The following is a 13,098-nucleotide window of genomic DNA, read 5'->3' as shown; positions in this document are numbered from 1 at the left end:
TCGATCGCAACCATGCGCGTGCGTCTGATCCGAGAGCTCATCAAAACCTTGCCGCGATGTCCTTGCTGCGGCGCCATCGCAGCATCAAATGGACGCCGACGCCCATGACGCAGTAAGATTAGATTAGTTAGCGAAGCGTAATCCGCCACCGCGTGTCGCGGGTCCACGGCGGATTACGCTTTCGCTAATCCGCCCTACGAGTTTCTGCAACCTCCCTCGCCCGCCGCAGCATCAGGTCGCGGTCGCGGCTATTGCCGGCCAATGCGGCCGCAGCCTCGAACGCGGTTCGCGCCTCGTCGCGGCGGCCGAGCTTCTGCAGGAAATCGCCGCGCACGCCCGGCAGCAGATGGTAGTTCCGCAGCGCCGGCTCCTGCGCGATTGCTTCGACGATCGCCAGTCCCGCTTCCGCGCCTTCGGCCATGCCGACGGCGACGGCACGGTTGAGCTCAATGACCGGTGAGCCAACGCGCGCGGAGAGTTTCTCATAAAGGCCCGCGATGCGCGGCCAGTCGGTGGCGTCAGCGGTTTCGGCCCTTGCATGGCAGGCGACGATCTCCGCCTGCAGCACGTAGCAGCCGCCCTCCCCGCCGAGGCTTTCGGCGCGGCCGAGCGCCTGCAGGCCGCGGCGGATCTGCAGAAGATCCCAGCGCGAGCGGTCCTGCTCGAGCAGCAGGATCGGCTCGCCGTCGGTGTCGATTCGCGCGGCGGCGCGCGAGGCGTTCAATTCCATCAGTGCCAGCAGACCATGTGCTTCCGGCTCACCCGGCGCGAGCCCGACCAGCGCGCGGCCAAGGCGCAGCGCCTCGTGACAGAGCTGCGGCCGCATCCAGTCGTCGCCGCGCGAGGCCGCATAGCCTTCGTTGAAGATGAGGTAGATGACCTCCAGCACGGAAGCGAGCCGTTCGGACAGCGCCTCCCCGCGCGGGGTTTCGTACGCGAGCCCGGATTCCGACAGCGTGCGCTTGGCGCGCACGATGCGCTGGCCGATCGTCGCCTCCGGCACCAGATAAGCGCGCGCGATCTCTCCCGTGGTCAAGCCGCAGATCATGCGCAGCGCCAGCGCGGCGCGCGCCTCACGCGAGAGCAGCGGATGGCAGGCTGTGAAGATCAGCCGCAGCATCTCGTCGCCGATGTCGTCGTCGAGAGAAGCGTCGAAATCCGGCATCGCCTGCTCCCGCTCGACATCCAGCGCCAGCGCCTGATGCTTGCGCGCGAGCATCTTCCGGCGGCGCAGCTGGTCGAGTGCACGGCGTTTTGCGGTCGCCATCAGCCACGCGCCCGGACGTTCCGGCACGCCAGAGGACGGCCAGTCCTCCAGTGCCGCCACCAGCGCGTCCTGCGTCAGCTCCTCCGCCAGCGGCACATCGCGCAGCATGCGCGACAGCGACGTGATCAGCCGCGGCTGCTCGATGCGCCAGGTGGCGAGGACCGCTGCGTGGGTGTCGGCGGCCGTCATGGCCGCCGACCGGACCGGCGATGCGTCCATCAGGCGTGCACAGCCGCTTCGACGTCGCCGCAGGTCGTCTCCAGGCCATGGCCCGCCATGGCGCGCAGCTCGCAGGTGCCTACCCAGCCCGGCATGTGGTCGAGGTGAAGCTGCATGAACTCCCTGGCCATCGCCAGCGCCTCGGCCTTGTCGCGGAACTCGAAGATGGCATAGCCGCCGATCACTTCCTTGGCCTCCACGAACGGGCCGTCGGTGACGCGCAGCTTGCCGTCCTCGACCGCGACCCGCGCCCCCTGCTGCAGCGGCATCAAGCCGCCCATGTCGATCATCCGGCCGGCCTTGATCTCGCGCTCGGCGAGCTTGCCCATGGCCTCCATCAAAGCGGGGTTCGGACCTTGCATCGGCTGCGGGGAAGTGACGATGGACATGAAGCGCATGAGAAACTCCTGTTCGCTGGCGAGCTTGCGGACGTTGGGCCTGCAATTCCGTCTCGCTGCATGGAACGACGATCTGGCGGTGGCTGGATCGACATGCGCTTGGCAAATAATTGACGGTTCCGAGATACCGCCTATTGCCCGCGCAGCATAATCAGGCCGTCGGCGGTGTCGGGCACGCGGCGCCATTGCGCGTTGTCGTCGGCCTCGAACTGCCAGGTGTCGCCGGCCTTCGACATCAGGATGATCTGGCCGCGCTCGAGCCGCCATTGCGCCGGCCCGAACGCCGCCACCGCCGGATCGCATTTCGGCTTGAGGAAGACCTGGAAATTGTCGGCGGTGGCTTCCGTGTTGGTCAGCGTCAGGCCGCAGATCGGCCGGCCATTGCCGCGCACCATCTGCCAATCGCCGATCATCTGGTCCATCGACCTGGCGAGCGAGCGAGCGGCGGCGAGATTCTGCAGGATGTAGACGCCCTCGCCCTGGCGCAGGCCCTCGAAGATGCCACTCTCGACTTCCGTGAAATCGATCACGGGCTGGCCGCTCGCATCCTGCATCCGCACGATGTCGAGGCCCTTGATGCTCCAGGCGGCGATGTCCTTGGTGAAGGGAAGCGCCGCCGCACAGCTCGGCTCGAGCTCGAGCTTGAGCGCCTGCGAGGCACCCTCGTTCTTCATGGTCATCACGCAGGTCTTGCTGCGTTCGGTGGTGGAGAGCTCCCACTGCCCGACCATCTCCTTCTTCAGCGCATCCTGCTGCTGCGCCAGCGCCGGCGGCGCCAGCGCAAGCAACGCGAGAAGCGCGACGGCGGGGCGATGCAGGCCCATCAGCGGCCCTTCACCGGGGTTTCCGCCACCGGCGTCAGCGGCGGCTTGCCGGCGAACCAGTTCTTGAGATTGTCGACCACGAGCTGATCCATGGCGTTACGCGTTACCACGGAAGCCGAGCCGATATGTGGCAACAACACGACGTTCTGCATCGCCTTCAGCTCGTCCGGCACCGACGGCTCGCTGGCGAACACATCGAGGCCGGCGGCGAGGATTGTGCCGGACTTCAGCGCGGCCACCAGCGCGGGCTCGTCGACCACCGAGCCGCGCGCCACGTTGATGAGGACGCCGCGTGGGCCGAGCGCCTTCAGCACCTCGGCATTGACGATCTTCGATGTCGAGGCGCCGCCGGGCACGATGATCATCAAGGTGTCGACGGCCTTGGCCATCTCGACCAGGTCGGGATAGTGCTGGTAGGAAACGCCCGCCGCGGGCTTGCGCGAATGATAGACCACCGGCACGCGCGAGGCGTCGAGACGCCGCGCGATCGCCTGCCCGATGCGGCCCATGCCGACGAAGCCGACCTTGCGGTCGCGCAGCGAGCCGACGCTGAGCGGGTAGTTCTGGGTCTGCCACAGGCCGGAGCGCAGATATTTGTCGGCCTTGACGAATTCGCGCAGCGTCGCGATCAGAAGCCCCATCGCGACGTCGGCGACTTCCTCGGTCAGCACGTCGGGCGTATTGGTGACGATAATGTTGCGCTCGCGCGCGTAGGCGGAATCGACGTGGTCGTAGCCGACGCCGAAGCTCGCGACCATCTCGAGCCTGGGGAATTGCGATTGCACGTCCTTGCCGGCGGGCATGGTATGATAGGTCACGGCCATGCCGCGGAGTTTTTCCTTGACCGCCGGCGGCAGCCGATCGACGTCTTCGCGGGTTTCGGCGCGGTGCACGGTGAACTGGTCGGGAAAGCCGTTTTCTAGGATCGGCCTGATCGGCCCGTAGATCAGCAGGTCGATCTTTTCGGAAGAAATATTGGCCGCCATCAGCTTTCCTTTCCAAGCGCACTCTCGTGCCAGCGCCGCAAAACGAGGTGCGAAACTAGCGCCAGCGAGGCATAGATGACAATCCCGGCGGCCGACAGCAGAAGCAGCGCGGCGAACATACGGGGTATGTTCAGACGGTAGCCGGATTCCGCGATGCGATAGGCAAGCCCGGAGCCTGCGCCCGCGGAGCCCGCGGCGATTTCGGCAACCACCGCGCCGATCAGCGAGAGGCCGCCGGCGATGCGCAGGCCGCCGAGAATGTGGGGCAGCGCCGCCGGCAGTTTCAGGTAGCGCAGCGTCTGCATCGGCGAGGCGCGGTAGAGCTGGAACAGACCGGCGAGGTTGCGGTCGACCGAATTCAGGCCGAGCGCGGTGTTGGACAGCACCGGGAAGAACGCGACGATGAAGGCGCAGACCACCACCGCAACCTGCTGCGGCAGATAGATCAGCAGCAGCGGGGCGATCGCGATCACGGGCGTGACCTGCAGGATGATCGCATAGGGAAACAGCGCATGCTCCAGCCAGCGCGAGCGGTTGAACAACAGCGCCAGCGCGATGCCGCCGACGGCGGCGCTGACAAAGCCCTCCAGTGTGGTCAGGAGCGTGACCAGGAGCGATTCAAACAGCACGGCCCAGTCGGTCACCAGTGTCTGCGCGATCAGCCACGGCCCCGGCAGCACATAGGGCTGGATGTCGTTGAGCCGGACCACGAGCTCCCACAGCGCAAGCCCGATGGCGAGCACGGCGATGGGCAACAGGACGCGCCAAGAGGAATCCTGCCCACTCCTCGCCGGCACCGGCTCTGCGGTATCTCCGCTCATGCGCGCTGTCCTTCGTAGGCCGGCGCCAGCGCGGCGGAAACCGTTCGGCAGTAGCCGACATAATCGGCGGAAGTGCGGAATTCCTCGCCGCGCGGCTCCGGCGCGTCGATGCGGAATTCCGCCGCGATCCGCCCCGGCCGCGCGCTCATCACGATGACGCGCTGGGAGAGATAGACGGACTCGAACACCGAGTGAGTGACGAAGATGACGGTCTTGCGCAAATTGCGCCACAGCGCGAGCAGGTCGTTGTTGAGGCGAAAGCGCGTGATCTCGTCGAGCGCGGCGAACGGCTCGTCCATCAGGAGGATGTCGGGATCGGTGACCAGCGCGCGCGCCAGCGAGACCCGCATCTTCATGCCGCCGGACAGCTCGCGCGGATAGCTGCGCGCGAATTCGGCGAGCCCCACCTGCGCCAGCGCCGCCATGACGCGGCGATCGGCCTCGTCGGCCGGTACGTTCGCGAGCGTCAGCGGCAGGCGCACATTGGCGGCGACATCGGCCCACGGCATCAGGGTCGGCTCCTGGAACACGAAGCCGATCGCATGCCCGCCGCGGCTCTCCGCCGCCTGGCGCGCGAGGCGCACCGTGCCCGACGTCGGCGGCGCCAGCCCCGCGATCAGCCGCAGCGCCGTGGACTTGCCGCAGCCGGAGGGGCCGAGCAACGAGACGAATTCGCCGCGCCTGATGTCGAGATCGAGCGGGCCGAGCGCGGCAACGCCGCTGTCGTAGGTCTTGGTGACGCCGCGCAGCCGCACCGCGAGGCCGGTCATGCCGGCCTCGACGTCGGAGCGCATGGCGTCTTCGGTCATTGCGGCGTCAGTTCTTCGGCCGCAAGTCGAGGCCGACCGCCTTGTTGACGAAGCGCAGCGTGTAGGCCTTGCGGAAATCGATGTCGCGCCTGACCACGCCTGATCGCACCATCTTGTCGAAGAAGCTCGCCACATGGGCATCCGACATTGCGCCGATGCCGTTCTTCAGTGTATCGCCGGAATCGACGATGCCGTGCTCCTTCATCTTGGCGATGGAATAGGCCAGCAAATCGTCGGTCATTTCCGGGTTGAGTTTCTTGATCATGGCATTGGCGGCGGCGTTGTTGCCGTAGAGGTAGTTGTACCAGCCAATGATGGAGGCATCGACGAAGCGCTGCACCAGATCGGGCTTCTTGTCGATGAGGTCGAACCGCGTCTCGATCAGGGTCGAATAGGCGTTGAAGCCGTAGTCGGCCAGCAGCGTGACGCCCGGCTTCTTGCCGGTCACCTTCTCGATCGCGAAAGGCTCGGACGTGACGTAGCCCTGCATCGCGCTCTGCTTGTTGGCGAGGAAGGGCTGCGAATTGAAGGTGTAGGGCCTGACCATCCGCTCGTTGAAGCCGTATTCATGCTTCAGCCACTGGAAATAGCTCGCGACGCCTTCCTTGGAGACGAACAGCGTCAGCGGCTTCAGGTCTTCGAGCTTCGTGACCTTGTATTCGGGGTGGGTAACGAAGACCTGTGGATCCTTCTGGAAGATCGCCGCCACCGACGTCACCGGCACGTTGTTGGCGACCGCGTCGAAAGACTGCAGCGTGTTCGCGGCCATGAAGAATTCGATCTTGCCCGCGATCAGCAGCATGCGGTTGTTCTCGTTGGGCCCGCCGGGCACGATGGTGACGTCGAGGCCGTATTTCCTGTAGGTGCCGTCGGCGACCGCCTGGTAGAACCCGCCATGCTCGGCTTCAGCCACCCAGTTGGTTCCGAACGAGACCTTGTCCAGCGTCTGGCTGCGCGCAGGCGCCACCACCGTCACCAGGACGGCGAACGCTGCAGTTAACGCTCGCGGCAGAAAGGCCGGGTTCATGATTGGACTCCGTCTGTCATTTTGCCCCATGATGGGAGGGCGCGGGCGCGAATGCACCCCGGGAAGGCCGCGACAAACTACCTCGCAAATTCTTCTAAAGAAACGTTTCGCGTCATGACCAAAATCCCGCCCCGCGACTGGAACGCGATTGCCTGGCCGGAAGTTTCGGCCGAGGACGCCGCGGGATGGATCGCGGTGCTGCCGCTGGCGGCGACCGAGCAGCACGGCCCGCATCTGCCGCTCGAAACCGACGTGATGATCGGCGAGGCCTATCTGGCGCGCCTCGCGCAGTTGCTCTCCCCCGAGCTGCCCGTCAGCTTCCTGCCGGTGCAGCGGATCGGCATTTCCACTGAACACACCGACTATCCGGGTACGCAGACGCTGCCGACCGCGCAAGCGCTGGAGCAGTGGATGAGGATCGGCGACAGCGTCGCGCGCGCGGGCGTGAAGAAGCTGGTGATGGTGACGAGCCATGGCGGCAACAGCGCGGCGATGATGCTGGTGGCGCAGGATTTGCGCGCACAACAGGGCATGCTGGTCGTCACCACCAGCTGGTCGCGCTTCGGCGCGCCGCAGGGACTGTTCGCCGAAGACGAATTGCGCCACGGCGTTCACGGCGGCGCCGTGGAGACCTCGATCATGCTGGCGCGCTATCCGCAAGCCGTGAAGCAGGACGCGATCGCGAACTTTCCATCCGCCGCGGCGGCGATGGAAAAGGAGTTTCGCTGGCTGTCCACGCAGCGGCCGGCACCGTTCGCCTGGCAGGCCCAGGACCTCAACCCGCTCGGGGCGGTCGGCGATGCCAGGCTGGCATCGGCGGCAAAGGGCGAGCTTCTGCTCGACCATGGCGCGCGGGCGTTCTGTGAGCTGCTGCACGATGTCGATAAATTCGACGTGAGCAGACTGGCCGCCGGGCCCGGGAAGCATTCCAAGCAGCTGTATTAACTATCCTTTTTCTATCCACTCGGGGTTCCAGGAACCGGATCGAACCGCTCCCGGGCTGGCCCCGTCCAAGGGGCATGCGGACCACACCGGCGCCGCTCCCGAACAGGATGGAATTACCCATGTCGATCAAGACCAGGATTGCCGCCCTCGCCCTCGCCACCCTCGCCGTTGCGGGCTCGCTCGCGACCACCACGACCAAGGCCGAAGCCTATCCGCTCAAGCCCTGGCATGTCGGCCTTGCCACCGCCGCGATCGTCGGCACCGCCGTTGCCGCCAGCGCCGGCGGCCCGGTCTACTACACAGGCTACCGCCGCTGCAGCTGGATTCCGCGCTACAACATGTTCCATCAGTACGTGGGCAGCGTTCGCGTCTGCAACTTCTACTGAGAGATCGACAGATAGGTGAGCTGCGTCCGACACGGGCGCCTCATCCACCCCGTGTCGCACCCGACCCGCCCGGCCTTCCCCCCGGGCGGGTCATCCTTTTTCGGGCGCAGCCAAGCCCGTTGCACAACCGTCACGACAGACTGCCATGCACGGGAGCTGCGATTCCGTCCAAGTTGCTGTTGCGAACTATTCGCAATAAGTGGGCGTCCGAGGCATGATGACCAGGCGCCCATCGGCTGATCGGCTTTTGGCCGGCGACGATCCGGCAACACCACCGAACTTCTCGAATCCGGCGGCGTGTTCGGTAGTGACGGCGCCCGGCAAGTCTGCAGTGATGGGTGCGAGATGATGGGCGTTCGCAGGCATGAGTTGCGTCAAGGCTAACCGGACATATTCGATCGCAGGCGCGGCCCTCGGCGCGCTGTTTCTGGCCGCGCCGGTGCACGCGGCCGAGCTCAAGCTGCCGGTGAAGGCGCCCCATCTCCTGCCGGCTTTCGACTGGAACGGCTTCTATATCGGCGGGCATACCGGCTACAGCCACGGCTCAGCCAGCGCGGTGCTGTGGGACCCCGCCGCGACCGCCGTGTCCGGCAATTTCGGCGGCGTGATCGGCGGCCTGCAGGCCGGCTACAACTGGCTGACGCCCTCGGGCTTGCTGTTCGGCGCCGAAGCCGACCTGACGTTTCCGAACTACCTGCACTCAAACTCGCAGATGTCGCTTATCTCGACACCGCGAACCGACTTCATCGAGGACTGGGATTATATCGGCACCGTGCGCGGCCGCATCGGCTACGCCGCGAGCCACTTGCTGCTCTACGCGACGGGCGGCCTCGCCTACATGGGCGAGCGCTTCACCATCATGCCCGCGGTCGGCTTCGAGGCGAAACAGCTCGGCGTGCGTCTCGGCTGGGCCGCCGGCGCCGGCGCCGAATACGCCTTCGCGCCGCATTGGACGGTAAGGCTGGAATATCTCTACAGCCAGTTCGAGCGCGCCAACGTCGCGTTCCCATCGGGCGAACGCTACACCTCCACCGCCGACCTGCACATGTTGCGGCTCGGCCTCAACCGCAAGATCGATCTTCCCGGCTCGCCCGGCTGGAAGCCGAACACCGACATCACGGACACCGAATCGCCGCGCTGGGAAATCCACGGCCAGACCACCTATCTGCCGCAGGGCTATCCGGCGTTCCGCGCGCTCTACACCGGCCCCAACAGCCTGACACCGGCGCCGCAAGCCAAGGCGACCTGGAGCAACGGCCTCTATCTCAACATGCGCCTCTGGGAAGGCGGCGAAGTCTATTACAACCCCGAACTGCTGCAGGGCTTCGGCCTCAACGACACCGTCGGTCTCGCCGGCTTCGCCAATGGCGAAGCGCAGAAATCCAATTTCCCCTATCCCCACTACAACACCTCGCGGCTGTTCTTCCGCCAGACCTTCGGCTTCGGCGGCGGGCAGGAGGAACTGGCCAGCAGCGCGCTGCAGCTTTCCGGCAAGGTCGATATCAACCGGCTGACGCTGCAGGTCGGCAAGTTCGCGGTCATGGACGTCTTCGACGGCAATGCCTATGCCAAGGACACCCGCAAGGATTTCATGAACTGGTCGATATGGGCGCCGGGCGCGTTCGACTATTCCGCCGACAAGGTCGGCCTGACCTATGGTGCGACCGCGGAGCTGAACCAGAAGCAATGGGCGCTGCGCGCCGGCTATTTCCTGATGCCGGCGGTCTCCAATGCCAACAACTTCGACACCCAGGTGTTCCGCCGCGGCACCTACGCGATGGAGCTGGAGACGCGCTGGTCATTGTTCTCGCTGCCGGGCAAGCTGCGCACCATCGCCTGGCTCAACAGCGCCTTCTCCGGCAGCTACCGCGAGACGCTGGACAATCCCCTGCTCGACCTCGATATCGCGCAGACCCGCAAAGGCCGCACCAAGTACGGCTACGTCGTCAACCTCGAGCAGGCGCTCGCCGACGATCTCGGCCTGTTCAGCCGCTGGAGCTGGAACGACGGCAAGACCGAGATCATGGCCTTCACCGACATCGACGCCTCGCTGTCGGCGGGCCTGTCGATCAAGGGCACGAAATGGGGCCGTCCCGACGACGCGATCGGGATCGGCGGCGCCGTCAATGCGCTGTCGCGCGACCACCGCGACTTCCTCGCCGCCGGCGGGCTCGGCGTGCTGGTCGGCGACGGTGCGCTCAACTACCGCCGCGAGCGCATTTTCGAGACCTACTACGCCTATGCGCTGACCAAGGCGGTCACGCTGACGGCGGACTACCAGTTCGTCGCCAACCCCGCCTACAACGCCGACCGCGGCCCGGTTCACATCTTCTCGGGCCGCTTGCACGGCGAGTTTTGAGCGATCCATAGCCGTCTATTGGGTGGGTCGCAGTTTGACGTCCGTCAATCAGACGCTCCGCCGATCGCATAGCGTTTCCGCCATCAACGGGGATGCAATCATGTTGCCGTTTACGGTCGAGCAGTTCCTGGCCGTCTTCGTGAACTACAACAACGCGATCTGGCCTGCGCAAATTCTCGCGTACCTGTCGGGCGGGCTGGCCTTCGCGCTGGTGTTCCGCAGCAGCAAGTGGTCCGATCGGACCGTCGCCGGCATTCTGGCCGCGATGTGGGCGTGGACCGGCCTTGCCTATCATCTGACGTTCTTCACGGCGATCAACAGGATGGCTTATGGATTTGCCGCGCTGTTCGTCGTCCAGGCCGCAGCCTTCGCCTATGCGGGCGTTTATCAGGGCCGCATGATGTTCGGCTTCAATGCCGGTCCGGGTGCATGGATCGGCATCGCCTTCGTGCTCTATGCGGCAATTCTCTACCCTCTGCTCGGTCTGGCGATGGGTCATCGCTATTTCGAGTTGCCGATGTTCGGCGTCACACCGTGCCCGGTTACGATCTTCACTTTCGGCATGCTGTTGCTCACGAGGCAGCCGTTTCCCCGGCAGCTGCTGGTGATCCCGATCCTGTGGTCGCTCGTCGGCGGCAGCGCGGCGATGCTGCTCGGTGTCCCGCAGGATTGGTTGCTGCTCGTCAGCGGAGCCATTTCTCTCGTACTTCTCATCCGGCGTGACCGATGGCTGGCGCCGGCTTGAACGGCCCTGGCGCCTCACTTGGTTGGCCCGACCTCAGATGAGCCCGGTCAGCCGCAGCAGGACTCCCGCGACACAGCTCGCCGCGAGCACAACCAGCATCCCTAACTTGAAGCGGAAGATGGCCGTAGCGGCTGCGATCGACAGCACCAGCGCGGCGACGTCCACACTCGTCAGCACCGGCGCGTCGAACGCAAGCCCGAAGCTTCTTACCTCGAAGGTCTGGCGGAACAGCGTGTGCAGCGCGAACCAGATCGACAGATTGAGGATGACGCCGACTACCGCCGCGGTGATCGCCGACAGTGCGCCGGCCAGCGCCTTGTTGCCGCGCATGGTCTCGATGTAGGGCGCGCCGGCGAAGATCCACAGGAAGCAGGGCGTGAAGGTCACCCAGGTGGCGAGCAGGCCGCCGAGCGTCGCCGCCAGCATCGGCGGCAACCCGCCGGCATCGCGGAACGACGCCATGAAGCCAACGAACTGAACCACCATGATCAGCGGTCCCGGCGTCGTCTCCGCCATGCCGAGGCCGTCGAGCATCTCGCGCGGCGAGACCCAGTGATAGTAGTCGGCTGCCTGCTGCGCGACATAGGCAAGCACCGCATAGGCGCCGCCGAATGTCACCAAGGCCATCTTGGAAAAGAAGATCGCGATCTGGCTGAACACGTTGTTCGGCCCGAGGCCGATCACCAGCGCGGCGACCGGGATGAGCCAAAGCGCCAGCCAGATTGCGGTCACGCGCAGCGCCCGCGCAGTATTGGGCTTCACGTGCTCAGGGATAGCCTCGCCGAGCATGCTGTCGATCACGGCCGCATCCTTGCCGCCGCCGTGCCCGACGGCGGCGAATTCCGGCCGGCCGAGCCGCGCGCCGATGTATCCGATAACGCCGGCCGCGATGATGATCAGCGGGAACGGCACGGCAAAGAAGAAGATCGCGACAAAAGCCAGCGCGGCGATCGCGATCATGATGCGACTACGTAGCGCGCGCCTGCCGACCCGCACCACCGCCTCGATCACGATGGCGAGCACGGCGGCCTTGAGGCCGAAGAACAGCGCCTCGACGAAGCCGACATTGCCAAAGGCCGCGTAGATGTAGCTCAGCGCCATGATGGCGAAGATGCCCGGCAGGATGAACAGCCCGCCGGCCACGAGGCCGCCGGCCGTGCGATGCAGCAGCCAGCCGATATAGGTCGCAAGCTGCTGCGCTTCGGGCCCCGGCAGCAGCATGCAGTAATTCAGCGCGTGCAGGAAGCGGCCTTCCGAAATCCATCTCTTCTCCTCGACGAGGATGCGATGCATCACCGCGATCTGCCCCGCAGGGCCGCCGAAGCTGAGGACCGCCACGCGCAGCCAGACGATGAGTGCTTCGCGAAACGAGATGCCATGGGCATAGCCGTCAGCCCTGGCCTTGGTGTTTGCGGCGAGATCCGTCATGGCTTCACCTTGCTGGTCGGCCAGTTGTGAGTCTCGCCCGTCGCGTCGCGGCACCAGCGATAGAGCGCGTCGTAGAGCAGCTTGCCGGCGTCGCGCTGCTCGAGGTCGTCGTCGAACATGCGCGAGAGGCCAAGCGAGGCGGCGAGCAGGCCCGGCGCTTCCGGCGAAAGATCGAGCCGCGCGGTGTCGGCCGCACGAACGATCATCGCCAGCCGTTCCAGCGGCGCCGTCGAGAGCCCGAACTCCTTGACCATGACGTCGAACGTGCAGAGCTCGCCGCGATGGCTCCAGAACACGTTCTCGATGTCGAAGGGCGTGGCCTCGAAGCGCTCGCCGACGGCTTCGACCTCCGACGACTTCACATAGAGGAACACTGCCGCAGGATCGATGAAGCGGCGGATCAGCCATGGGCAGGCGATGCGGTCGATCTTCGGCCGTTCGCGCGTCACCCACACCGTGCGGCCGCGGCCGTCGCGCCTGGGAATCCTTTCGGCGGGAACGGCGGGCTTCTGCGACTCCGTCCAGCCGAGGTGCCCGCCTTCGAGCGTCTCGGCGGCGACGCCGCTCTGGCGCAGCCAGGCGGCCGTGCCCTCGCTGAGCTTCTGGCCCTTCTGGCAGATCACGACCACCGATTGCCCGGTAAGCCGCGGCGTCCAATCCTGCAGGTCGCGATGCGAGCGCCGCATCGCGCCGGGAACCAGGCGCGGGTCGGCGGCGAAATCCTCATCGATGCGGACGTCGATCAGGGTCGGCGCTTTGGCGGTGCCGATCAGGCGGGCGAGTTTGTCGGAGGAGATGGAGGTATATGAAGACATGCTGCGTCCTTGGTGAAACCGGACGCGATTCTTGGGCTTGTCGCCTCGCGGGGAGATCGCTTTCCCCGT

At 65.8% G+C, this 13,098-nt stretch carries 13 protein-coding genes; 4 read left to right on the top strand and 9 right to left on the bottom strand.

Annotated features, from left to right (window positions below; genetic code table 11):
- Window positions 1-184: 184 nt before the first annotated feature.
- The 7 genes from ACT4OC_RS22060 to ACT4OC_RS22030 form a co-directional block, all read right to left on the bottom strand.
- Window positions 185-1,456 carry an RNA polymerase sigma factor gene (locus ACT4OC_RS22060; protein WP_444841155.1) on the bottom strand — a complete coding sequence of 424 codons (1,272 nt, stop codon included), beginning with the start codon at window positions 1,454-1,456 and terminating at the stop codon, window positions 185-187.
- A gap of 29 nt (window positions 1,457-1,485) precedes the next feature.
- Complete coding sequence (locus ACT4OC_RS22055; protein ID WP_444841154.1) at window positions 1,486-1,884, bottom strand: YciI family protein; 399 nt, start codon at window positions 1,882-1,884, stop codon at window positions 1,486-1,488.
- 131 nt (window positions 1,885-2,015) lie between these two features.
- Window positions 2,016-2,708: an AprI/Inh family metalloprotease inhibitor gene (locus tag ACT4OC_RS22050; protein WP_444841153.1), complete on the bottom strand. Its 693-nt coding sequence runs from the start codon at window positions 2,706-2,708 to the stop codon at window positions 2,016-2,018.
- Window positions 2,708-3,694 carry a 2-hydroxyacid dehydrogenase gene (locus tag ACT4OC_RS22045; RefSeq protein WP_444841152.1) on the bottom strand — a complete coding sequence of 329 codons (987 nt, stop codon included), beginning with the start codon at window positions 3,692-3,694 and terminating at the stop codon, window positions 2,708-2,710. Before ACT4OC_RS22045 ends, ACT4OC_RS22050 begins: the two co-directional genes overlap by 1 nt.
- The gene (locus tag ACT4OC_RS22040) at window positions 3,694-4,515 is read right to left on the bottom strand and encodes an ABC transporter permease (protein ID WP_444841151.1); all 822 of its coding nucleotides are present in this window, start codon (window positions 4,513-4,515) and stop codon (window positions 3,694-3,696) included. The genes ACT4OC_RS22045 and ACT4OC_RS22040 overlap by 1 nt, the downstream gene beginning before the upstream one ends.
- Window positions 4,512-5,324, bottom strand: a complete 813-nt coding sequence (locus ACT4OC_RS22035; protein ID WP_444841150.1) for an ABC transporter ATP-binding protein — start codon at window positions 5,322-5,324, stop codon at window positions 4,512-4,514. Before ACT4OC_RS22035 ends, ACT4OC_RS22040 begins: the two co-directional genes overlap by 4 nt.
- 7 nt (window positions 5,325-5,331) lie before the next feature.
- Complete coding sequence (locus ACT4OC_RS22030) at window positions 5,332-6,351, bottom strand: ABC transporter substrate-binding protein (protein ID WP_444841149.1); 1,020 nt, start codon at window positions 6,349-6,351, stop codon at window positions 5,332-5,334.
- Window positions 6,352-6,465: 114 nt separating this feature from the next.
- On the opposite strand from ACT4OC_RS22030, the gene ACT4OC_RS22025 reads away from it, so the two are divergent.
- The 4 genes from ACT4OC_RS22025 to ACT4OC_RS22010 all read left to right on the top strand — a co-directional run bounded on the left by ACT4OC_RS22025 (window position 6,466) and on the right by ACT4OC_RS22010 (window position 10,786).
- Complete coding sequence (locus ACT4OC_RS22025; RefSeq protein ID WP_444841148.1) at window positions 6,466-7,296, top strand: creatininase family protein; 831 nt, start codon at window positions 6,466-6,468, stop codon at window positions 7,294-7,296.
- 119 nt (window positions 7,297-7,415) lie between these two features.
- Window positions 7,416-7,682: a hypothetical protein gene (locus ACT4OC_RS22020; protein ID WP_444841147.1), complete on the top strand. Its 267-nt coding sequence runs from the start codon at window positions 7,416-7,418 to the stop codon at window positions 7,680-7,682.
- A 364-nt stretch (window positions 7,683-8,046) separates the two neighbouring features.
- Entirely contained in the window at window positions 8,047-10,041 is a 1,995-nt protein-coding gene (locus ACT4OC_RS22015) for a carbohydrate porin (RefSeq protein ID WP_444841146.1), read from the top strand.
- Window positions 10,042-10,141: 100 nt separating this feature from the next.
- Entirely contained in the window at window positions 10,142-10,786 is a 645-nt protein-coding gene (locus ACT4OC_RS22010; RefSeq protein ID WP_444841145.1) for a DUF6064 family protein, read from the top strand.
- 33 nt (window positions 10,787-10,819) lie between these two features.
- Here the strand turns inward: ACT4OC_RS22010 and chrA are convergent, their stop codons facing one another.
- Both chrA and ACT4OC_RS22000 read right to left on the bottom strand, forming a co-directional pair.
- The gene (gene chrA / locus ACT4OC_RS22005) at window positions 10,820-12,214 is read right to left on the bottom strand and encodes a chromate efflux transporter (RefSeq protein WP_444841144.1); all 1,395 of its coding nucleotides are present in this window, start codon (window positions 12,212-12,214) and stop codon (window positions 10,820-10,822) included.
- Complete coding sequence (locus ACT4OC_RS22000) at window positions 12,211-13,029, bottom strand: chromate resistance protein ChrB domain-containing protein (RefSeq protein WP_444841143.1); 819 nt, start codon at window positions 13,027-13,029, stop codon at window positions 12,211-12,213. The genes chrA and ACT4OC_RS22000 overlap by 4 nt, the downstream gene beginning before the upstream one ends.
- Window positions 13,030-13,098 lie beyond the last annotated feature (69 nt).

Source organism: Bradyrhizobium sp. (genome assembly GCF_052389815.1).
Lineage (GTDB): Bacteria > Pseudomonadota > Alphaproteobacteria > Rhizobiales > Xanthobacteraceae > Bradyrhizobium.
This window is presented reverse-complemented; position numbering and strand designations above follow the sequence as displayed.